Origin of the sequence: Thermosynechococcus sp. TG215, assembly GCF_031583455.1 — a bacterium.
Taxonomy (GTDB): domain Bacteria; phylum Cyanobacteriota; class Cyanobacteriia; order Thermosynechococcales; family Thermosynechococcaceae; genus Thermosynechococcus.
Map to the genome: position 1 here is coordinate 890,587 of NZ_CP134178.1, position 21,340 is coordinate 911,926.

The following is a 21,340-nucleotide window of genomic DNA, read 5'->3' on the forward strand; positions in this document are numbered from 1 at the left end:
ACCCCTTGTGACTGCTAGGATGGGAGTTACGCTCAAATTTTCAATTTTTCAATAAGGATTTCTGACGCCAATGGATGTTATCCCCGCCATTGATTTACTTGACGGCAAATGTGTGCGCCTAGTGCAAGGGGACTATGGTAAGGTCAAGGTTTTTCATGATGATCCTCTAAAAGTTGCCCTCTACTGGCAGCGGTTGGGTGCTCCCCGCTTGCATGTGGTTGACCTAGATGCAGCCAAAACGGGCGAACCGCGAAATTATGATCTGATTGCCAAGATCGTCGCCTCCCTTGAAATTCCTGTGCAGGTGGGGGGTGGCTTGCGATCGCGCCAAGCAGTGGCTGATCTCTTTCTCCAAGGTGTCAATCGTGCCATTTTGGGTACCGTGGCTCTTGAGGATCCAGAGCTAGTGGCCAGTTTGGCCGCAGAATACCCCGGACGCATTTGGGTAGGGCTGGATGCTCGCGATGGCTATGTGGCAACGCGGGGTTGGCTAGACACCTCAACGATCTTGGCCACCGATCTTGCCCAAAAAATGGCAACAATGGGGGTAGCAGGGTTGGTTTACACCGATATTCAGCGGGATGGCACTCTCCAAGGGCCGAATATTCCAGCACTGCGGCAGTTATTGGCGGCAACCGATCGCCCGGTCATTGCATCGGGTGGCGTGGGTTCCCTCACAGATATTCTCAGTCTCTTTGCCCTCAGTCCCCAAGGGTTATCGGGGGTGATCGTCGGTAAGGCACTTTATACCAAAGCAGTGGATTTGCGGGAAGCGGTTCGGGCTGTCGGTCAAGGTCGCTGGCAAGATATTCCGCCAGATTTGGGAAGCACGACTTGGGCATAAGTAGCCTAAGATCAAGGCGTTGTTACCCCTAAAACGGAATGTTAAAGCACCCTGCACTGCGCTCCCTTGGCAAAATTTGGCGACTACTGGATCGGGGCGATCGCTGGCAACTGGCAGGCATTGGTGTCTTGATGCTCATTGGCAGTATTTGGGAAGCCTTGGGGGTAGGCTTGGTGCTACCCTTTATTGCCGTTATTGAAAAGCCCAGTCGCCTCAATGATCTTCTGTTTTGGCGTCACAGTGCAGCCCCCTTAACCCCACAGGAAGAGTATCAATGGCTGCTCATTCTCAGCATTAGCTTCGCTATCCTCTTTATTTGTAAAAACCTATTTATTGCAGGGAGCAACTATCTTCAGTTTAAGTTTTTGAATGAAAAGCAGCGCAAATTTTCAGTGATGCTCTTGCGCAGCTATCTCTTTAAGCCCTATACTTTTCACTTGCAAAATAATACAGCAAAACTCATTCAAAATGCCAACAATGAAACCACTAATATTTTTAATGGCTACTTACTACCTTTGCTAATTATTATTTCAGAATCTTTGATTGTTTTTGCTATTTTTACAGTAATTATATTGAGTAATCCATTTATTTCCTTAGTTGTCATTGCAATTCTAGCGATTCTATCTTATCTCTTCTTTAGGTTCTTCCGTAAAAAACTGAAAAAAATCGGTGCTCAACGGGTTCACTACGCCCAAAAAGTGGTGCAAAGTATTAATCAAGGCTTAGGGGGTATTAAGGAAGTCAAGGTTTTGGGTCGTGAGCAGATCTTTCTCGATGTCTATGAAGAAAATCTGATTGAGGATCGCAAGGCCAACTTCTTCTTGAATTTTATTAACCAACTGCCCCGCTCCTATTTTGAAACCCTTGCGGTCACAGTCATTATTCTGATTATCATTCTGACACTGATTCAGCAGGGGTCAATGGCTCAGGTCTTACCTTTGATTTCTCTATTTGCGGCTGCTGCGTTTCGACTTTTGCCCTCGGCCAGCCGATTGATGGTGAGTTTGAATAGTGTCATTTTTTACTCTGCTTCTGTAGATATTATTTACGATGACATTTTAGAGGCACGATCGCTAGAAATTCATCAGCCAGAACCTGTTACGATCAAGCCTTTTTGCGATCGCCTCGAACTAATTGATCTGCACTACACCTATCCCAATGCCCCTCGGCCAGCCCTCTGTGGGGTTTCTCTCACAATTAAACAGGGGGAAATGATTGGCTTTGTCGGATCTTCAGGGGCAGGGAAAACCACGATTGTCGATCTAATTTTGGGACTCCTAGAACCTTCTCAAGGGGATATTCGTGTGGATGGTGAGAGTATTTACCACAACCTTGCCCAATGGCAACGGCAGATTGGCTATATTCCCCAAACCATTTATCTTTCCGATGACACGCTGCGCCACAACATTGCCTTTGGCTTACCGGCAGAGGCCATTGATGAAACGGCTTTGTGGGCGGCGGTAGAAGCGGCTCAGTTATCCACGTTTGTCCGTACTCTGCCTGAGGGACTAGATACCGTTGTGGGTGAACGGGGGGTGCGCCTTTCGGGAGGACAGCGCCAGCGAATTGGCATTGCCCGCGCCCTTTACCACAACCCCTCAGTGCTCATTATGGATGAAGCAACAGCGGCTCTTGACAATCAAACGGAAGCGGGAGTGATGGATGCGATTCAAGCCCTTAGTGGTGCAAAAACCATTATTATGATTGCCCACCGCCTCAGCACTGTCATGGCGTGCGATCGCCTGTACCTAATGGCCAATGGCCAAGTGGCGGCTGTCGGGAGCTACCAAGAACTCCTGCAAAACAGTCCAGACTTTCGAGCCATGGCGCAAGGGTATGCAGGCGCTAGCTAGCGGCTCGCTTCTACTTCCTTGAGGGTACGTGCCATTAAAACACGGTGGGTACCGCGTTCGGGTTCGCCGGAGGCTGGCTGTCGTTGCTGGTAGGTGCCATCGGGTTGCAGCTCCCACGCTTGGCGATTGTCTGCCAACATAATTTCCAGCAGCTCTTTGAGTTCCAGTTGAATGGTTGGATCTTGAATGGGGGTAATGGCTTCAACGCGGCGGTCTAAGTTGCGCGATCGCCAGTCGGCACTGCCAATGTAGTACTCTGGCTCGCCATTGTTGCCAAAGTAAAAAATCCGTGAGTGCTCCAAAAAGCGGCCAATGATACTAATCACCCGAATGCGATCGCTCACCCCCGGTACCCCCGGCCGCAGACAGCACATGCCACGAATAATTAGATCAATTTCTACCCCTGCTTGGGACGCCTCATAGAGGGCACGAATCACCTGCGTATCTGTGATCGCATTCATCTTGGCAATAATTCGGCCGGGGTGACCATTGCGGGCGTGTTCAATCTCACGGTAAATCAATTGCAGCGTGCGATCGCGCATTGTGACCGGGGCAACGAGAAGCTGGCGATAATCCCGTTGGCGGGAATAGCCCGTGAGCACATTAAAGAGTTCCGAGAGATCCGCTCCTAACTCGTCACGGCAGGAAAACAGCCCTAGGTCCTCATAGAGGCCAGCAGTTTTGGGATTGTAATTGCCCGTGCCAATGTGGACATAGCGACGAATTTGCCCCGCCTCTTGGCGCACAACCAAAACCGTTTTTGTGTGGGTCTTGAGACCCGGTACGCCATAGACCACGTGGACGCCCACTTTTTCCAGCTTCCGTGCCCAGAGGATATTGTTCTCCTCGTCAAAGCGCGCCTTCAGTTCCACCAAGACCGCCACCTGTTTGCCATTCTCTGCGGCTTTAATCAGGGCACTGACAATCGGCGAGTCCCCTGAGGTGCGATAGAGGGTCATTTTAATCGCCAGCACCTGGGGATCGTGGGCCGCCAAGGTGATAAAGCGCTGCACCGTTGCCGCAAAGGAATGGTAGGGGTGGTGCACCAGAATATCTCCCTCCCGAATCAGGCTAAATAGTTCATTGGCCACGGCTTCCCAGTAGTCGGTGCCCAAAGTTGTAATCTCACTGGTGGTGTCAAACATTGACTCCCGCTCTTCCACCCGCTGAAAACGGGGAGGCACTTGGGGGTGCCATTCCGAATCCTTCAAGTGGGGCAGGGGCAAGCTCATAAAGGCAAACAAATCATTGAGGCACAACAGACCATCCAGTTCATAGACATCAATCTCCTCAAGATCCATCTCTTCCATCAGGGTTTGCCTCAGAAGCGGTGGAATGCCCCGCTGCACCTCTAGACGCACCACCGAGCCAAAGCGACGCTTGCGAATTTCCTGTTCAATGGCAATCAGTAAATCATCCGCCTTGTCCGTTTCCAGTTCAAGATCAGCACTACGGGTAATGCGAAAGGCAAAGTAGGCCTGAATCTCCATGCCCGGAAAGAGAGCCCCAAGGTTGTGGGCAATCATTTCTTCGAGGGGAACCCCAACCCAATGGGCACCTTGGGGTGAGTGCAAATGCGGGGGCAGAGCAACAAAGCGCGGAAACCGATTCGGTACCTTCACCCGTGCCAGTCGCTCTTGGCCAGATTCGGGATCACGGATCAGAACCGCAAGGTTGAGGCTGAGGCTAGAGATATAGGGAAAGGGGTGCGCCGGATCGACTGCTAAGGGGGTGAGCACCGGAAAAACTTGCGCTTGGAAGTAGTCGTTGAGGTAGGCCTGCTGCTCAGGGGTCAACTCATTAAAGCGGGTGAGAAAAATGGCTTCCTTGGCCAAGAGAGCACGCAATTCTTGGTCGAAATAGCGGTGTTGCTCAGTAACGATTGGTAGCAGATATTGCCGCACTGCTTGTAATTGCTCCGCTGGGGGCATGCCATCGGCTCCCCCTTGAACAATGCCACTTTCCACTTGCTGCTTCAAACCCGCCACCCGCACCATGAAAAATTCATCTAAGTTGGAACTGAAAATGGCCATAAATTTCAGCCGCTCTAGGAGCGGTGTGCGGGGGTCATAGGCCTCGTGGAGTACCCGCTTATTAAATTCCAGCCAACTCAGGGAGCGGTTGAAGTAGTACTGCGGATTCTGGAGGTCAATGGGGTTAGACACTTTACGGCGAGGGGACTTCGCAGGGGTCATAGCCGTTTGTTCTACGTTGTCGGTTGCACTAGCATCCACTGTACTCGATTCCCCTTTAGCAGCGTTGGTACCGATTCCAGAGCGTACAATGAGAAGGTTAAGGTTTGCTAATCGTGGAGAGTTTCTACCAATATGGCCGACGTGGGGGCAACGGGAGCCGAAATTCGGGCAACACGGATTGAGAAAGCCAAAACACTGCAAGCACAGGGCATGAACCCCTATGCCTATCGTTGGGAGCGCACCCATACTGCAGCAGTTCTGCAAGAAAAATATGCTCACTTGGCCGCTGGCGAAGCGGTGGGCGATCGCGTCAGTGTCGCCGGTCGGATTATGGCGCGGCGCGTCTTTGGCAAGCTGGCCTTTTTTACACTTCAGGACGACAGCGGCACAATTCAGCTTTACCTCGATAAGCAAACCATTAGCCAAGGCATGGGGGAAGCCGCCTTTGCCGATTTGAAACACCTGACGGATGTCGGCGATATCCTTGGCGCTGTGGGCACCCTCAAGCGCACAGAAAAGGGTGAACTCTCGGTTGTGGTGGAATCCTACACCATGCTCACGAAGTCATTGCTGCCTCTGCCGGACAAGTGGCACGGCCTCACGGATGTGGAAAAACGCTATCGTCAGCGCTATGTGGATCTCATTGTCAACCCCCACGTACGCGATACGTTCCGCAAGCGAGCACTGATCACCGCCGCCATTCGCCGCTACCTCAATGAACAAGGCTTTATTGAAATTGAAACGCCGGTGCTACAGGCGGAAGCCGGGGGAGCCGAGGCTCGTCCTTTCATTACCTATCACAACACGCTGGAGATGCAGCTTTATTTGCGCATTGCCACAGAACTGCACCTGAAGCGCCTGATTGTCGGTGGTTTTGAGAAGGTCTATGAACTGGGGCGCATCTTTCGCAATGAGGGCATCTCAACCAAGCACAACCCTGAATTTACGTCCATTGAGGTCTATCAGGCCTACGCCGACTACAACGATATGATGACGCTGACGGAGGCAATCATCACCACAGCAGCGATGGAGGTGTTGGGCACGCTCAAGATGACTTATCAAGGGGAAACGATTGATCTGACGCCGCCATGGCGACGGGTGACCATGCACGATGCAGTGTTGCAAGCCACTGGGATTGATTTTCGCCAATTGTGCGATCTAGCAGCGGCGAAGAAAGCAGCCCAAAAAGCAGGGGTAAAAGACTTAGACGCCTGTGACACGATTGGCCGAGTGCTTAACGAAGTGTTTGAGCAGACTGTTGAACCGACATTGATTCAACCCACCTTTGTTCTTGACTATCCTGTGGAGATTTCCCCCTTGGCCAAGCCCCACCGCAGCCAACCGGGACTGGTGGAGCGATTTGAATTATTTATCGTTGGTCGCGAACACGCCAATAGTTTTTCGGAGTTAACGGATCCATTGGATCAACGGCAACGCTTGGAGGAACAGGCACGGCGCAAAGCGGCTGGGGATTTGGAAGCCCACAGTGTTGATGAAGATTTCCTCACAGCTCTAGAGCATGGAATGCCACCCACAGGAGGCCTAGGGATTGGTATTGACCGCTTGGTGATGTTGCTGACGGATTCCCCCAGTATTCGCGATGTGATTGCTTTCCCACTGTTGCGTCCGGAATCGGCAAGTGGTCAAGTTTGATCCGTTTGCTAAAATCTTAAGCATATTTGCTGAATTCCTGATACTGAATGTCCACTGAATGGAGGCATGGCCAACAATGTCAGTGCAAACCATTGAAAAACCAGCAACCGTTCGCAAGTTGGCGCCCCGCTATCGTGTGCTCCTTCACAATGACAATGTCAATTCCATGGAGTATGTGGTGGAGGTATTGCTGAAGACGGTGCCGAGCCTCACCCAACCGCAAGCCGTGGATATCATGATGGAGGCGCACCTGACGGGGGTGGCCTTGGTGATCACCTGTGCCCTTGAGCATGCCGAATTTTATTGTGAAGGCCTGAAAATGGCAGGGCTGACGAGTACCATTGAACCGACTGAATAGGCCAATTTTCGCTCAATTTTGGCGGCAAATGATCCGCCGTCCCTTCTGGATTCGCATCGTTAGTTTTGCCCTAACGCTGGTGCTGCTGTGGCTGCCCATCGGTTTGAGCATCTATTTTCTCTGGGGAGAGGGCGGTGCTGCCAGCTTTGTCAATATGGGGCTGTTGTACCTCATCTTTATTCTCTTGCTGCGAGTCTGGGGACGGCGGGTACACCAACAGCGATCGCCCCTAGTGTTTTATGGCCTTAAGGGGGGGTGGAACTTTGGGCGGGATACCCTGCTGGGCTGGCTGGCGGGGATGTTTTTGGTTGCCCTGCTATTTCTCATCGAAGGACTCTTGGGCTGGATAACGTGGCAGGGGCTACCGGATCGCTTTGGGCTACTGCTGTTGGATGGCGTCCTCACCGGTGTTGCTGTGGGCTTTGCTGAGGAATTGCTGTTTCGCGGCTGGCTGTTGCAGGAGCTAGAGCTAGAGTACCAACCATGGTTTGCCTTGGTGCTCAATGGCCTGATCTTTGCCGCGTTGCACTATCTGCATCCCTTGGAGGTCATTTTGGCCACATGGCCGCAGTTTTTCGGCTTGGCACTGTTGGGCTGGATTCTTGGTTTGAGTAAATGGATCTTTGGCGGACGATTGGGCTTTCCCATGGGACTCCACGGTGGCTTGGTCTGGGCTTATTTTGGTGTCAACGTGGGCAAATTGGTGAGCTATACGGGGGTAGCGCCAGAGTGGCTAACCGGCATCAATGGCAACCCGATCGCTGGCCTGATGGGGGTAGGTCTTTTAATTTTGGTGGCTTTGGGGCTTAGCTACCGCGTCGCAACCGCACCATAAAAAAGCCATCCATATCGTGCCGTTGCGGCCACACGGTGATCCAGCCTTCGGGGGTAGCTTTGAGGGGAAAGGTTGGGGGTGGCGGCTCAATGTGCCACTGGGGATGGTGAGCTAAAAAGTGTTGAATCTGGGCTTCATTTTCGGCAGGTTCTAGGCTACAGGTGGCATAGACAAGCAAACCTTGGGGTTTCACCCACTGGCAAACATTGGCTAAGAGTTGAGCTTGCAGGGGCACTAGTTCAGCCAAGCGTGTTCTCAGGGGTTGCCAGCGGCTATCGGCATGGCGGTGGAGGGTACCTGTACCGGAGCAGGGCACATCTAAAAGAACGCGATCGCCCATCGCTGCAAAATCCCCTGCTGTTGAACTATCAAGGGTGTGAATTTCAATACTCTTCAGGCCGAGGCGATCGCGATTTTGCGCCAACTTCCGCAGGCGACTGGGGGTGCGATCGCAGGCAATGACGCGGCCTTGGTCAGCCATCAACTCAGCAATATGCGTGGTTTTACCCCCCGGGGCTGCACAGGCATCAATCACGACTTCACCGGGCTGCGGAGCCAGCAAATGACTGACCCACTGCGCTGCCCGATCCTGAACTGACCAGTGGCCTGCGGCATAACTAGGGAGTGACTGCATGGGTTGGCCACAGTGGGGCAGGACGAGTCCTTGGGGCAAGTCGGGAATCGGTTTCAGGCTATAACCTGCTGCCTCAAAGTCAGCAATCAGTTGGTTAGTCGTTGTCCGCAATGGATTGAGGCGTAGATCGAGGCGGGGGGGATGATTAAACCACTGACAAAGGGCAATACACTCCTGTTGTCCTAAACGCTCCAACCAAGATGCAATCAGCTCATCGGGAAAGCTATAGCGACACCCCAGTTGGGAGACCAAGGGCAGGGGAGCAATGAGAGCCTCAAGGGGATCGGTGGTGGAGCGGCTGTAACGGCGCAAGACCCCATTCACCAGTTTGGCAAAGCCGCCTAAACCCATCTCTTTGACCAGTTCAACACTGGTGTCCACGGCAGCATGGGGGGGAACGCGATCCAGATAGCGCAGTTGGTAGAGGCCAAGGCGCAACACTAACTGTACCTTCAAGGGCGGCAGTTGCTGACAAAACCCCTGAACAAGGGTATCTAGGGTGCGCTGTTGGCGGATAGTCCCATAGACCAGTTCAGTGATCAGGGCGCGATCGCCTTCCTTGAGAGACCGCTGCTGCAACACCTGATGAAGTGCCACATCGGCATAGGCTCCCTTGGCCACCCGTTCTAGGGCATCGAGGGCAAGACGCCGCGCATTTAGTTCCACGCCGATTGTTCAATCATTTCCCGCTGTTCACTGGTGGCGATCGGCCATTCGGGGTTGTCACCGCCAATCACGAGCGTTTTTAAGGGCACATAGTCCTCACTGAATTGATTGAGGGCATTAATCAGGACATCCAAGGCTAAAGCGTCACTGGTGCCCAAGTCAAACCAGCAGCGTGCCCAGCGATCGTTGTATTCAAACTCGCCCATATTGTGCATCACGGCCATCATCGAACTGTCGGCTTGGGCGCGATCGTACTCTAGGTAACTGAGGTCTAACCCCGTTTCCTGGACTTGGAGATTCTCAGCATTGAATCCCCCCAGCTTCCCGAGGAAAAACCACGAGTTAAACACTTCCTCAAGGTACTGCTGCTCAACGGATGAAGGCGGTGCGGCAAATTCCACCCAAATCCATAAATCAAAGGGATCGACCTCACGAAAGATGACATTCATACCCCAGCCCCCAGTAAGCCTTTCTGGAATGCAGGCCGTTGTTGCAAGCGAGCCACGTAGTCCGCCACCGCAGGATAGGGACTCAAATCCACCTGAAAGAGCATCTGTAGATAGGCCAGCACTGACCCGAGGGCGACATCGGCAACGGAAAAGTCATTGCCGAGAATGTAGGATTGCCCCATGAGGGCGGTCTCAATGCCTTTGAGTAGTCGCGGCAGCTGGCGATCGCGCGTTTCAGGCGGAAACATTGCCTGTGTCAAGGTGGAATTGGCAAACAGCACCCACTGATAAACTTGGGCAGCGGCAGCCGCATCCTTAGGTAATTCACCGTGAACTTGGGCAAGATAAAGCAAAATCGCCCCCGATTCCCAGAGCACGACATCACCATCTACGATTACGGGCACTTTACCCATGGGGTTGAGTTTGAGAAAGTCGGGCTGATGTTGCTCCCCGGCTTGTAGATCCATCAGCACAAATTCATAGGGAATTCCCAATTCTTCTAAATACCAGCGAACAATACTGGCACGGGATTTGGCACCGCCATAGAGCTTTAGCATAGGTCAGTTCAGCGATCTGTTGTGTCAATTAATCTAAGTCACTTTTATTATGCGCTTTGATCGGCCGCAAAATGATTTCTTGCCTCGCCGTCCTCAACGCCAAAGCAGATGCAGCGGCCATTCGGCGACCATTTCCGCCAACTCCTCATTGGAGTGTTGACCACAGGGCAGCACCCCCAGCACGGGCACTTGGGTAAAACGGCTGAGAAATTCTGGTGGTGTCCACTGCGCAATATCCGTGTCGCTACAGGGGGTGACACAGTTGAGAATCAGACCGCGAATGTCCAGCTTGTACTGCCGTGCAAGGGCAATATTGGCCACAATTTGGGCGATCGCCCCCAAGCGCACCGTTGCCACCAAGACAATCGGCAACTTCCAAGCGGCTGCCAAGTCCGCCACCGTCCACTCCCAAGTCATGGGCGACCCTAGACCGCCAATCCCTTCAACTAAAAGGTAATCAAATCGCTGCTGAAGCTGCTGGTAGGTGTGCCACACAGGGGCTAAATCAATCGTGCGCTGTTCCAACTCGGCGGCAATGGGAGGCGCTAGGGGCGCTGCAAAACTGAGGGGACACACTTCACTGGCGGTTTGTTGTAGGGGCAGGGTTTGGCAGTAGTAGTCACCATCTCCAATTTCGACCGCAGTACCGCTCTGCATTGGTTTGAGAATGCCCCAGCGTTCTTGGGGACGATAGCGATGGGCGTAAGACCACAGTGCCCGCGTGATCATCGTTTTGCCCACACCGGTATCCACACCCGTAATCAGTAGGGACTGGCAATGCTGAGAAATAGTGACGCCCCCCTAACGCGAAAATGCTCAATCATTATATCTATTTCATTAAATGTGACGGCAAAATAATGTTGGGCAATATTGGTCGCAAGTCATCCACAGACACAGGGCCAAAGTTCATAATGGTTGGGTATTCAAGGGTGAAGTCCACGAGGGTTCCCCGCCGTCCATAGGCACAGCGCCCCCCATCCACAATCAGCGGCACTTGCTCGCCATAGTATTTTTGGGCGTCCTCAAAGCTGACAATGAGTTCCGTCCCCACTTTCACCGTTGCTGCCACCAAAAAGAAGGGCAAGGCACCCACGAGATCGTAGATAAAGCGATCGGGACAAGCGAGATAGACACAATCAAAACCCTGCGTAATTTGTGGGTCTAGGTGGGGCTTGCCCTTGACAATCATAGTGACGGGGTAGGGAAAGTGAGCCAGCAGGGTTTTTGCCTCTTGGGAGAGGTCTGCCACTTCAGCCGCGCGATCGCCCCGGGTGAGAATGGCTAAGGGCTGTTCCGTACTAAAGTGCTTGAGACGACGCAGCTTCGCGATCGCCCTTGGACTCGTGCCGTTGACGACAAAGCTATAGACCGTGGCCATGGGCAGAATAATGACATGATCCTGCTGCAAGTGGGTTTGAATGGTTTGAAAGCTGCGAGTATCAGCGGGGAGCGATCGCGCCAAGGTGGTCATGTTTGGTACTCCGAAAATCATTAGGCAGTAAATGCGCCCTTGATCTCTAGTCTATGCTCAATAGGTTTTAGGGGGAGTTGAGAATAGATTGCGTTTAATGATGAGTCTGATAAGCATGATCGCAAGCGGTGCAGTTTCAACTACCCTAGGAAATAGTCCTTAATGAGTGTATGCCGCGCAACCATGGCCGAGACCTTAATGTTTAATGCCCTTCGTGCTGCCATTGATGAAGAAATGGAGCGTGACCCCACAGTGTTTGTGCTGGGGGAAGATGTGGGACATTATGGCGGCTCCTACAAAGTCACCAAAGACCTCTACAAAAAGTATGGTGAACTGCGTCTATTGGATACCCCCATTGCTGAAAATAGCTTTACCGGCATGGCGATCGGGGCAGCAATGACCGGCTTGCGTCCCATTGTCGAGGGCATGAACATGGGCTTTTTGCTCTTGGCCTTCAATCAAATCGCCAACAATGCTGGCATGCTGCGCTACACCTCTGGCGGCAACTTTAAAATTCCGATTGTGATTCGCGGTCCCGGCGGTGTTGGCCGGCAATTGGGGGCAGAGCACTCGCAGCGTCTTGAAGCCTACTTTCAAGCAGTCCCCGGATTAAAAATTGTTGCCTGCTCAACCCCCTACAACGCCAAGGGCTTGCTCAAATCGGCGATTCGTGATCCCAACCCAGTGCTGTTCTTTGAGCATGTACTCCTGTACAACCTCAAGGAAGACCTTCCCGAAGAGGAATACCTGCTGCCCCTCAATAAAGCTGAGATTGTCCGCAGTGGCGAAGATGTTACCATTTTGACCTACTCGCGGATGCGCCACCATGTGCTGCAAGCGGTGAAAACCCTTGAAAAAGAGGGCTACGACCCCGAAGTGATTGACCTAATTTCCCTAAAGCCTTTGGACTTTGAGACAATTGGTGCCTCGGTTCGTAAAACGCATCGGGTGGTGATTGTCGAAGAGTGCATGAAAACCGGTGGCATTGGGGCTGAGCTTTCGGCCTCGATTATGGAACGCTACTTTGACGAACTGGATGCGCCTGTGGTCCGCCTTTCCTCCCAAGATATTCCCACCCCCTACAACGGTACCCTAGAGAATCTCACAATTGTGCAACCGCCCCAAATTGTAGCGGCCGTGCAGCAGCTGGTGCAGGGACAGGTCTAACCATGGGTAAATATCGCGGCTGGCTGATTGTCATTTTGGTCTTGCTGATGGCCGCCACGTGGGTCATTGTGCGCACACCGGCTCGACTGGGCTTAGATCTGCGGGGGGGTGCCCAACTGACGTTGCAGGTGCAAACAACGGATAAGGTGCCCCAAATTACGCCCCAAGTGCTGGCGGCAGTGCAAGGGGTGGTGCAACGGCGGATTGATGGCTTGGGTGTTGCCGAAGCTGTGGTGCAAACTGCTGGGGATGACAAGCTCTTGGTGCAATTGCCGGGGGTCACCGATCCTCAGCAGGCGGAACGGATTCTCAAGGGGACGGCACAACTGCTCTTTGCCGCCCAGAAGCCGGGCACAGAGACCCAATTGCAAATTGAGCGGCAACTTCAGTCGCAACTGCTCTTGGAACAGGCGCAACTCTTGGCGGAGCAGGCTCAAAATGCCAATCATCCTGATGCCCTGAAGGAGATTGAGGCAAAGCTGGCCAAAAACCGTGAATCCCTTGAAAAAAGCCAGCAGGCGATCGCCCGCCTTTTCACGCCCTCGGATTTGACAGGCGCAATGCTCAGGGAAGCCTTTGCCAGTCCCGTCGCCCCGGGATCCCCGAACTGGAGTGTGATTGTCCGTTTTGACAGCCAAGGGGCTGAACTTTTTGCCCAACTGACCAAGGAGATTGCTGGCACGGGGCGCAGCCTGGGGATTTTTCTTGACGATCGCCTGATTAGTGCGCCAACGGTAGCGGTGGAATATGCAGAAACAGGGATTGTTGGCGGCAGTGCAGAGATTTCCGGTGGCTTCACTGCCCAAACTGCCAATGATTTAGCCATTCAGTTACAAGGGGGGGCGCTGCCCGTTCCCCTCGAGGTGGTGGAAAACCGCACGGTGGGGGCTTCGCTGGGTCAAGATAGCATTCGCGATAGCCTCTATGCCGGTTTGGCGGGCTTGGTGCTGGTGCTGATCTTTATGGTGGCCTACTACCGCCTGCCGGGATTGATTGCCGATATTGCCCTGATTCTCTACGCCATCTTTACCTACGCGGCGTTTCTGCTGTTTGGGGTGACGCTGACACTGCCGGGGATTGCGGGCTTTATTCTCAGTATTGGTATGGCGGTGGATGCCAATGTGCTGATTTTTGAGCGCACCCGCGAGGAATTACGGGCAGGCAAAACCCTCTACCGTTCCGTTGAATCGGGGTTCGATCGCGCCTTTGCCAGTATTCTCGATAGCAATGTCACCACCTTGATTGCCTGTGCTGCCCTCTTTGCCTTGGGGACAGGGTTTGTGCGCGGTTTTGCCGTGACCCTTGCCATCGGGATCGGCATTAGTATGTTTACGGCGCTGACCTGTAGTCGCACGTTCTTGTTTTACGCCATTAGCATTCCCAGTCTGCGTCAGCCCAATTGGTTCTGTCCAAAACTGGAGAGCTTTCGATGAGCTTTAGTGTCAATCGCCAGCGATCGCTCTGGTGGGGGTTATCCTTAGTAGTCATTCTCAGTGGCCTTGTGGCAATGGCCATCTCTTGGGTGTCCCTAGGGAGTCCCCTGCGCTTGGGCTTGGATTTTATCGGTGGCACACGGCTGCAATTTGAACTGGCCTGTAGCGCTACGCAGACCTGTTCTCAGCCGATTGATATTGATGCGGTGCGTCAAGTGCTTAATCAGCAAGGCCTAGGCAACAGCAGCCTGCAAATTATTGATCAGTACGGGGTGAGTATTCGAACGGTACCCCTCGATGTGGATCAGCGCACTCGCCTCAGTGCTGCCCTCACGCAGAAAATTGGTGACTTTGACCCCCAGAAAACGCAGATTGAGACCGTTGGCCCTACCCTTGGCGAAGAAATCCTGCGATCGGGGTTGCTGGCGCTCTTGGTGTCGTTTATTGGCATTACGATCTATCTCACGCTGCGTTTTCAGTTTGACTATGCCTGTTTTGCCCTTGTCGCCCTTGTCCACGATGTGTTGGTGACCACGGGGGTGTTTGCCATTTTGGGACTCGTGGCAGGGGTGGAAATTGATAGCCTCTTTATTGTGGCGCTGCTCACGATCATTGGTTTTTCTGTGAACGATACGGTGGTGATCTACGATCGCGTGCGGGAAACCCTGAAGCTCAACCCTGACCTCGGCATTAAAGAGGTGGTGGATCAGGCGGTTGTGCAAACCCTTGGCCGCTCGATTAATACCACCCTAACGACCCTACTGCCCCTGATTACGATCTTCATCTTTGGCGGTGACACGCTGCGCTACTTTGCCCTAGCGCTGATCATTGGTTTCACGACGGGGGCTTATTCCAGTATTTTTATTGCCAGTACCCTCCTTGCTTGGTGGCGCGATCGCCAGCCGCCTCGTCCCGCCACGAATACACTGGAGACAACGCCTACGCCCTAACTGGTTGTGCTCATTCCCCTCACCCAAGAAAAAGTCCGTCAATTGGTGCCACTGGTGGCCACGGGTTCCCAGTATCGCTATGTTTGGGGCAAACTTCAGGACTTTCTACGACGCTTAACCTTCTCTGTGGTGGCGGTGGCCATTGTTGCTTTTGGTTTGAATTTTTTAGGGGATAGCACCCAACTGGTTTTGGGTCTGATTGCAGGTCTCTATTGGCTCTGGGCACCGGCAGTGTTGGCCTCATTTCGCAATCGTCGCCATCGGCGGTTTCCCTATGGGGGTTTTTGGCGCGGGCGCGTCTTGGATGTCTATGTCACCGAAGAATTGGTGGGCAAAGAGGAGACGGTGAACGACAAGGGGCAACTGGTGATTATCGAGAACCGTGAACGCTGCTTGAATCTGGAGATTGGTGATAAAACCGGCTTTGAAACCAGAGTGCAGGCCAAGTTACTGCGTCAACATCGAGGGATTCGCCCCGGCGATGCAGCGGAAATGCTGGTTCTCTCCCGTCGTCCTGATCTGGCAGAGATTGAACTGATTTCTGAAGTTTTCCTGCCCCGCCATCGCCTCTGGATTGGCACCTACCCCATTTTGCAGCGGGATGTCTTTATTGATCTATCAGAAACACTGCGGCGCAAAGCGCGTTCAAAAGCCCCTCGGCGATCGCCCCGACCACGACGTTCCAGCCTGTGATACCTTAAAGGAAAGAAATAAAAGTTAACAATTCCTGATATTCCCTTGACTGCTCTTACCTCCCCCTCGGTTTTTCCTGCGCTGCGCCTTGGCTCACGGCTGGCTTGGTTCCTTTTTGGCTTTGCTGCCTTCTTGGTGTCGGTTCCCGTGTTTATTGAAGCGCCCCTCGTGCGGACACAGCCTTGGCTGAGTTTGGCTCTGACGCCGCTGCTTCTAGGTCTTAGTTTCTATCTCCAACGCCAACCCCACTGCCGCTATTGGGGGGAGATGCTCTATGGATTTAGCTGGTGCTGGGGGGCAGGGTCGCTCTACTGGGGATGGTTGCGCTGGGAACCCCTGTGGCACTTGCCCATTGAGGCGCTCCCCATTCCGCTCATGCTCTGGCACCTACGGCAGCGGCAGCAACTGGTGGGGGTGTTCTTTTTTTTGGGTTCTTTTCTGGGCACCGCCATCACCGATGCCTACTTTTACCTGATTGATGTGATCCCCCATTGGCGAGCCATCATGTACCTTGAAGGGGATGTGATTTCCGTTCAGGAGATGCTGGCACAGGCGATCGCCCAAGCCCAGACCTTTAGTGGCCAAGTGTGGGGGGTTCTCTTGAGCCTGAGTTTGCTCCTCATTGGTTTGCTGCCCCTCTTTGAATCCCAGATTCGTCGTGGCTATCCCGCTGTTTTGCCTGTGTGGGGATTTATGGGCGCTGTCTTGAGTACGCTCGTTGTTGATGGTCTCTTTGGCCTCACCATTGGTTTATTATCCTTGAGTTAAGACAGTTCTCTCTAAAACCATCAGAGAGGGATTGAGCGCCAGTCATGGGGGTTATTGCTCACCTTTGCTTAACGGGGTCGGCCTTTCTCTTTGCCCTTGAGGGCTATTATCGGCTGAAGTTAAAGGCAATGAAGGTGGCCAACCCTAGCTCTATTCGTGAGTTACAGCAATGCCAGCAACAGGTGGCTCAGGAAATCGGTAGCGGCAGTTGGCGCGAGTACGTGCAGGTGGTTGGCCAAGTCACCACGTCTCAACCCTTGCTCTCGGAAGTGAAGCGTATTCCCTGTGTTTATTACAAAACAATCATCAGCCGCGAGTATGAAAAAGAGGGGAGCGATCGCCACAATCGTCGAGAACGCCAGTCGGAAATTATTGGCCGCCATGAGCAGTCAACCCTATTTTTTCTGCGAGATCATCAGGGGGAAATTGAGGTAAACCCCCTCGGTGCTGAGATTGAAGCAATGCAGGTCTTAGACGAACTGCGGCCTGCGGATAAACCCCATTCCTTTGCCTTTTCCTTGGGGTTCTTGTCATTGAATTGGCGCTTTGGTAGCACGACGACGCTGGGTTATCGCTATCAGGAGTGGGTGCTGCCCTTGGGGCAACCTGTTTCAGTGGTGGGCATGGCCTCGGATCAGGGGGGGGTACTCCGCCTGCAAAAGCCACAAAAGCGGGGACAAAAATTCATCATTTCCCTGAGTGTTGAGGATCAACTTAGCCAGCAGTACAAGCGGCAAAAACGGAAAATGACTTATGCGTCCCTCAGTGCTGCCCTCTGTGGTGTCTGTGGTTTAGTCTTGGCCTTGTTGTAGGCTGGGCTTAGTCCGGTTCTTGCTTGGGGTTTTTAGGTTGTACCCAGATGATCCGCCGCTGATTAGCAGCAATTAAATTGGCCTCCTCTTGGGCAATGCGCTGCCGTGCTTGGGGTTGGCGATCGCGCTCCTGTTCCAATTGCAACTCCTTAACTCGTGCCTCCAGCTGCGCCACTTCTGCTTCGAGGGCATGGAGCTTTTGCAGTTGACTGAGTTGATAGGGCACCAGCTTGGCGATCGCCCCTAGGGCAAAGGCGAGCAGGATCAGATTCACTGCAATTTTGGCACCCGCTTCCCAAGCGATCGCAGGAATTTTTCGAGGAGAGTGAACCATGACTAAACCATGAACGGCGAGTTGTCTATCAGTATAAAAAGAAAAAAGCAGCCCCTTTGTCTTACCGACAACATCGGGAACCGCCTGATAAATTTTAGTTTGGAGAAATGACGTTATGCAGCCAGTTAGCGATGACAGGTGCAACTACTTGTACAACTCAGTGGACAGCCGAAATGCCAACACCGCAGGTAGCAGCGCAATCACAAGGGCAACGTAAACTTGGGTATCGGTCAGCGCCATGAACAACTCCTTTGTGGAATAACAGTCGCGATCAAGTGCTGTATTTATTACTCCATAGGCGCTTACCTTTGGCAACGCTTGCTCATAGTTTGTAACATTTCGCAGCTAGGTTTCCGGGGTCACCCTAGGACGCCAGTGGGGCAGCCGTCGCAGGAGAGTCAGCATCGAGAGTCCCGTGGCCAGAAGTGTCAACAAACTCAGACCCACCAAAAGAACATAGAAGGGACGCCCCACCTCGCCCCAATAGGTTCCCTGATGCAGGCTCAGGAAAATCGCCGCTTGTTCTTTGGAGAGGCCAAACCAGTTGCGGCCAAGACGATAGGCCATTCCCGTCGTGGCACTCACAAGCAAGGGCAATGCTGCAATGGCAGCCAAAAGATGATGCAGCCGCCGCGCTGACCACTGCGCCGGGAGCGATCGCCCCCACAGGAGAGCCAAACCCGTGGCAATGATTCCCAGCAAGCCCAGACCAATGACCAACACATAGAGCGGCACGCCCCATTCCCCCAGATAGCGGCCTTCATGAAGGGTCATCATTGCTCGCCCAAAGTCTTTAGATAGCCCAAACCAACTGCGCCCAAGACGATGGGCGATTCCCGTTGTGGCGGAGATCAATAGGGGTAGGGCAAAGATCACCACAAGGAATTGATGCCCCTGACTGCTGATCTTGGCAAGACGCTGTTTCAGAGCACTCATCGTTCCACCTTCATTGGCAAGGGAATCGTCAGTGTAAAGGCCGTACCGCGATCGCCCTCGTAGGGACTCGTGACCCGCAGACTGAGGCCATAGGGACGCAGCAAATCCTGAGCGATCGCCAACCCCAGGCCACTGCCCTCAATCCCACTGTCGGCTTGAATCCCGCGGTAGCCCCGTTCAAAGAGCCGTGACTGCACCTCCAAAGGAATCCCACAGCCGGTATCCCAAACGGTTAATTCTAAGACTGCGGGCGTGAGGGTCAAGCGCAAACCAATGGTGCCGCCTTTGGGGGTGTACTTAAAGGCATTATCCAGCAGATTGCCCACAACCTCCTGAAGCACCCGTTCCTCTAGCCAGATGGGCGGCAGTTGGGGCGGTCTCTCCACGACAAAGGTTTTGCCCTCCATTTCCGCACGGGCTTGGGCGGCGGTGATCAGCGGTGAGAGGGTTTCAGCTAGATCGAGGGGTTTACCCGCAAGGGGTAGGGGCTGGCTGCCCGTGAGGGCGGGAATCTCGTTGCGCTGTTGGCGATAGTCCTCCAACAATGCCATGAGCCGCTCTGTTTCCTTGGCAATGCCTTCGGCGAGAGGGCGCCCCTGGTGATCAGGTTCCAACCGTTTGAGCAGAAGCTTGACAAAGGTGCGAATGGCGGCCACGGGATTGCGCAGTTGATGGAGCAGGTCATCAAAGCGCTGTTGCTGTTGATCCAGTGGGTTGGCAGGGGAGTGGCTGAGCCATTGTTGCCGTTGATCCAAGACGCAGGCGATCGCCAGTGTTTGCGCCACCTGTTGCAATTGTGCCTGCTCTGCCGCCAGCCAAGGACGGTGTTGCCGCTGCGCCACCAGTACCCCCAAGACCCAATTTTGGTACATCAGGGGCAGGATCAGTTGATTGGCCAAGGACGAAACGACCTGTTGAGGGCGATAGCTTAACGGGGTCTCTGCTGCTTGGGTTGGCGGTGGCAGTGTTGGGGGAATTGGTAAGCTCAGGGCTGCTGCTGCCTCTGGATAGACAGCAACGGGAGACCACGAGGGGGAGTCGTTGAGCGTTTCACTCAGATAGACCGCCAGCGAAGAGGCACCCAAGCTATTGACAACAAGTTCTAATTGGGCACGACAGAGGGCAGCAAATTCTTCACTGGCTGGCCAGAGCATCTAGGTAGTCCCCCCGGAGTGACTCAACGCTTGCGGGAGCAGCGCTTGAAAGTCACCACTCCCCCTTGTATATTCTTCCAGCAATTGCTTTTCAAGGGGAAGGAGGTTGGGGTCGGGGTCAGCGTCCTGTTCTTTGAGGGTTTCTTCAATGAGTCCCATCTGCTCCTCTGCTTCAGCAAGGGCACTGAACAGTTCTTCATTGATGGGGGCATTGCCATTTTGACTCACGAGCAACTGGTAGCGATCGCGCAAATCATTAAGTTCCCGCTGCATCGCCTCTTTTTCAGCCGTGAGCTGCTCTGTCATTTGTTTGTAATATTTGAACGCCATCAAAAAGGGGACGAGCTTCTCCCGCAGCGTCATGTGGTCAATATCAAGTTTGGTATAGCGTTCTGCCAGTTGGCTATAGGCTTGGCACAGACGTAGGTAACGTTGGCTGAGATTATCCATAGGTTATCTAAAGAAGTGGCTGTTGACGCGCTATCCCCTATCATAAACGGGCAGCCCATTGGTCACCATTGTCGCAGCTTCACAAATTGAAACAATGTAAAATAGGTTACAAAATTTCGAGTCTCAACTTACTAGTGATATAATTTCTTAGTTATTTCACATAAGAGTACTACGCAGAAGTGTTGAATTCTGCAACAAAACTTGACATTCTAAGTGACCAGTAGCTCTGGCGGCCAATCAAGGCTCCAATGCCCTATCGAGCAGCGACGACTGAGTTCCAGTTGCAAATATTGCAACTCGTCCAATAGCTTCTTCCCAAAGTATTCAGGATCACTCAATCGTTCATTACAAGCCCTCCACTGAGTCGGCATAACTATAGAGTTCAATCCCTAGCGCCTCAGCCACAGGTCGTGCACGCGGATCAACCATTGGCGAGATCACAATTTTGCGGTCAATTTGGCGCTGGTGATGCTGCGCATAGAAATTTACCTTACGGTCAAAAATATACATCCCTGCCTTATCAATAGAAGATTTGATTTCACAGGCAATGGTTAAGCCATTTTTGATAATCAAGTCTAGCTCTACTTGATCAGGGCGGCCAAAGACTTCACCCTCATGGTCGTAGAGGGTTAAGTTCAAAACTTCAACCCCAAAGGATTCCGTCAAAATGCCAGCGAGGGCGTTGCGAAAGCTGGTTTCTGAAGCAATTCCCCAGCGAGCACCAAGGGCACCAATTGTACTGTCAAACCGCTTGTCAAGACGCCGAATCTCTGCAAGTTGCTCATGCCATTTGCGGTCCTGTTCTTCCCAACGCTTGGCCTGTTCTTGCCACTTGCGGTCTTGTTCTTCCCAACGCTTGGCCTGTTCTTGCCAGCGGCGTGACTGTTCCTCGCGATCGCGCTGTAGTTCCGTGAGGATACGGTCAAACTTGATATCTGCCTCACGGCGAGGCAAAGAAACGTCCAAGACCGTGCGCAGGATGAAATCTCTCAAGCTGGGGTCTTGAGCCACAAGCTGCGGTAGCTCACGCTGAATGAGCGCAATAATTTCTTCTCGCTCCATTAAAATTGGCTATTATGAGACGACTTGTAACCCCATTCTAAAGATTTCCGCTTCAAAAGGACGACT

Annotated in this window: 23 protein-coding genes; 11 read left to right on the forward strand and 12 right to left on the reverse strand. The window is 53.0% G+C overall.

Annotated elements, in window-relative coordinates:
• The first annotated feature begins 70 nt into the window (after positions 1 to 70).
• Both hisA and RHJ02_RS04180 read left to right on the forward strand, forming a co-directional pair.
• A complete protein-coding gene (hisA, locus tag RHJ02_RS04175) occupies positions 71 to 844 on the forward strand; it encodes a 1-(5-phosphoribosyl)-5-[(5-phosphoribosylamino)methylideneamino]imidazole-4-carboxamide isomerase (protein ID WP_206201198.1) in 774 nt (257 codons plus the stop codon).
• A 38-nt stretch (positions 845 to 882) separates the two neighbouring features.
• The gene (locus RHJ02_RS04180; RefSeq protein ID WP_206201199.1) at positions 883 to 2,697 is read left to right on the forward strand and encodes an ABC transporter ATP-binding protein; all 1,815 of its coding nucleotides are present in this window, start codon (positions 883 to 885) and stop codon (positions 2,695 to 2,697) included.
• On the opposite strand, the gene ppk1 is transcribed toward RHJ02_RS04180, so the two are convergent.
• Positions 2,694 to 4,892 carry a polyphosphate kinase 1 gene (gene ppk1 / locus RHJ02_RS04185; protein ID WP_310800491.1) on the reverse strand — a complete coding sequence of 733 codons (2,199 nt, stop codon included), beginning with the start codon at positions 4,890 to 4,892 and terminating at the stop codon, positions 2,694 to 2,696. The two genes, RHJ02_RS04180 and ppk1, sit on opposite strands and share 4 nt — an antisense overlap.
• A 132-nt stretch (positions 4,893 to 5,024) precedes the next feature.
• On the opposite strand from ppk1, the gene lysS reads away from it, so the two are divergent.
• The 3 genes from lysS (at position 5,025) to RHJ02_RS04200 (ending at position 7,738) form a co-directional block, all read left to right on the forward strand.
• Positions 5,025 to 6,545: a lysine--tRNA ligase gene (gene lysS / locus RHJ02_RS04190; protein WP_310453295.1), complete on the forward strand. Its 1,521-nt coding sequence runs from the start codon at positions 5,025 to 5,027 to the stop codon at positions 6,543 to 6,545.
• 76 nt (positions 6,546 to 6,621) lie between these two features.
• Positions 6,622 to 6,903: an ATP-dependent Clp protease adapter ClpS gene (gene clpS / locus RHJ02_RS04195; RefSeq protein WP_024123996.1), complete on the forward strand. Its 282-nt coding sequence runs from the start codon at positions 6,622 to 6,624 to the stop codon at positions 6,901 to 6,903.
• A 28-nt stretch (positions 6,904 to 6,931) separates the two neighbouring features.
• On the forward strand, positions 6,932 to 7,738 hold the full coding sequence (locus RHJ02_RS04200; RefSeq protein ID WP_206201202.1) for a CPBP family intramembrane glutamic endopeptidase: 807 nt from the start codon (positions 6,932 to 6,934) through the stop codon (positions 7,736 to 7,738).
• Here RHJ02_RS04200 and RHJ02_RS04205 read toward each other — a convergent pair.
• From RHJ02_RS04205 to RHJ02_RS04225, 5 genes are all read right to left on the reverse strand, one after another.
• Complete coding sequence (locus RHJ02_RS04205; protein WP_310800492.1) at positions 7,710 to 9,038, reverse strand: 16S rRNA (cytosine(967)-C(5))-methyltransferase; 1,329 nt, start codon at positions 9,036 to 9,038, stop codon at positions 7,710 to 7,712. The two genes, RHJ02_RS04200 and RHJ02_RS04205, sit on opposite strands and share 29 nt — an antisense overlap.
• Positions 9,029 to 9,487, reverse strand: coding sequence for a DUF3531 family protein (locus RHJ02_RS04210; RefSeq protein ID WP_149820062.1), 459 nt, complete (start codon positions 9,485 to 9,487; stop codon positions 9,029 to 9,031). The genes RHJ02_RS04205 and RHJ02_RS04210 overlap by 10 nt, the downstream gene beginning before the upstream one ends.
• A complete protein-coding gene (locus RHJ02_RS04215) occupies positions 9,484 to 10,044 on the reverse strand; it encodes a glutathione S-transferase family protein (protein WP_206201204.1) in 561 nt (186 codons plus the stop codon). The genes RHJ02_RS04210 and RHJ02_RS04215 overlap by 4 nt, the downstream gene beginning before the upstream one ends.
• Before the next feature lie 93 nt (positions 10,045 to 10,137).
• Entirely contained in the window at positions 10,138 to 10,773 is a 636-nt protein-coding gene (bioD, locus tag RHJ02_RS04220) for a dethiobiotin synthase (protein ID WP_310744867.1), read from the reverse strand.
• 100 nt (positions 10,774 to 10,873) lie between these two features.
• The gene (locus tag RHJ02_RS04225) at positions 10,874 to 11,515 is read right to left on the reverse strand and encodes an L-threonylcarbamoyladenylate synthase (protein WP_302678944.1); all 642 of its coding nucleotides are present in this window, start codon (positions 11,513 to 11,515) and stop codon (positions 10,874 to 10,876) included.
• Between the two features lie 183 nt (positions 11,516 to 11,698).
• Between RHJ02_RS04225 and RHJ02_RS04230 the strand changes: the two genes are divergently transcribed.
• The 6 genes from RHJ02_RS04230 to RHJ02_RS04255 are packed head-to-tail and all read left to right on the forward strand — an operon-like array spanning position 11,699 to position 17,338.
• Positions 11,699 to 12,682 carry an alpha-ketoacid dehydrogenase subunit beta gene (locus tag RHJ02_RS04230; RefSeq protein ID WP_206201610.1) on the forward strand — a complete coding sequence of 328 codons (984 nt, stop codon included), beginning with the start codon at positions 11,699 to 11,701 and terminating at the stop codon, positions 12,680 to 12,682.
• A 2-nt stretch (positions 12,683 to 12,684) separates the two neighbouring features.
• Positions 12,685 to 14,115, forward strand: coding sequence for a protein translocase subunit SecD (secD, locus tag RHJ02_RS04235; protein ID WP_206201206.1), 1,431 nt, complete (start codon positions 12,685 to 12,687; stop codon positions 14,113 to 14,115).
• Positions 14,112 to 15,065: a protein translocase subunit SecF gene (gene secF / locus RHJ02_RS04240; protein ID WP_206201207.1), complete on the forward strand. Its 954-nt coding sequence runs from the start codon at positions 14,112 to 14,114 to the stop codon at positions 15,063 to 15,065. Before secD ends, secF begins: the two co-directional genes overlap by 4 nt.
• A gap of 6 nt (positions 15,066 to 15,071) precedes the next feature.
• Positions 15,072 to 15,758 carry a phosphate ABC transporter permease gene (locus tag RHJ02_RS04245; RefSeq protein ID WP_206201208.1) on the forward strand — a complete coding sequence of 229 codons (687 nt, stop codon included), beginning with the start codon at positions 15,072 to 15,074 and terminating at the stop codon, positions 15,756 to 15,758.
• Between the two features lie 45 nt (positions 15,759 to 15,803).
• A complete protein-coding gene (locus tag RHJ02_RS04250) occupies positions 15,804 to 16,526 on the forward strand; it encodes a DUF3120 domain-containing protein (RefSeq protein ID WP_225901652.1) in 723 nt (240 codons plus the stop codon).
• Positions 16,527 to 16,570: 44 nt separating this feature from the next.
• Positions 16,571 to 17,338: an E3 ubiquitin ligase family protein gene (locus RHJ02_RS04255; RefSeq protein ID WP_206201209.1), complete on the forward strand. Its 768-nt coding sequence runs from the start codon at positions 16,571 to 16,573 to the stop codon at positions 17,336 to 17,338.
• Between the two features lie 7 nt (positions 17,339 to 17,345).
• Here RHJ02_RS04255 and RHJ02_RS04260 read toward each other — a convergent pair whose 3' ends face one another.
• From RHJ02_RS04260 to RHJ02_RS04285, 6 genes are all read right to left on the reverse strand, one after another.
• Complete coding sequence (locus tag RHJ02_RS04260; protein ID WP_149820046.1) at positions 17,346 to 17,672, reverse strand: hypothetical protein; 327 nt, start codon at positions 17,670 to 17,672, stop codon at positions 17,346 to 17,348.
• Between the two features lie 144 nt (positions 17,673 to 17,816).
• Positions 17,817 to 17,912 carry a photosystem I reaction center subunit XII gene (gene psaM, locus RHJ02_RS04265; RefSeq protein WP_011056052.1) on the reverse strand — a complete coding sequence of 32 codons (96 nt, stop codon included), beginning with the start codon at positions 17,910 to 17,912 and terminating at the stop codon, positions 17,817 to 17,819.
• A 105-nt stretch (positions 17,913 to 18,017) separates the two neighbouring features.
• Positions 18,018 to 18,608 carry a PepSY domain-containing protein gene (locus tag RHJ02_RS04270; RefSeq protein ID WP_206201210.1) on the reverse strand — a complete coding sequence of 197 codons (591 nt, stop codon included), beginning with the start codon at positions 18,606 to 18,608 and terminating at the stop codon, positions 18,018 to 18,020.
• Complete coding sequence (locus RHJ02_RS04275) at positions 18,605 to 19,762, reverse strand: HAMP domain-containing sensor histidine kinase (RefSeq protein ID WP_206201211.1); 1,158 nt, start codon at positions 19,760 to 19,762, stop codon at positions 18,605 to 18,607. Before RHJ02_RS04275 ends, RHJ02_RS04270 begins: the two co-directional genes overlap by 4 nt.
• Positions 19,763 to 20,212, reverse strand: a complete 450-nt coding sequence (locus RHJ02_RS04280; protein WP_206201212.1) for a hypothetical protein — start codon at positions 20,210 to 20,212, stop codon at positions 19,763 to 19,765. It abuts the gene before it with no gap.
• 345 nt (positions 20,213 to 20,557) lie between these two features.
• The gene (locus RHJ02_RS04285; RefSeq protein WP_310800494.1) at positions 20,558 to 21,274 is read right to left on the reverse strand and encodes a DUF3782 domain-containing protein; all 717 of its coding nucleotides are present in this window, start codon (positions 21,272 to 21,274) and stop codon (positions 20,558 to 20,560) included.
• Positions 21,275 to 21,340 lie beyond the last annotated feature (66 nt).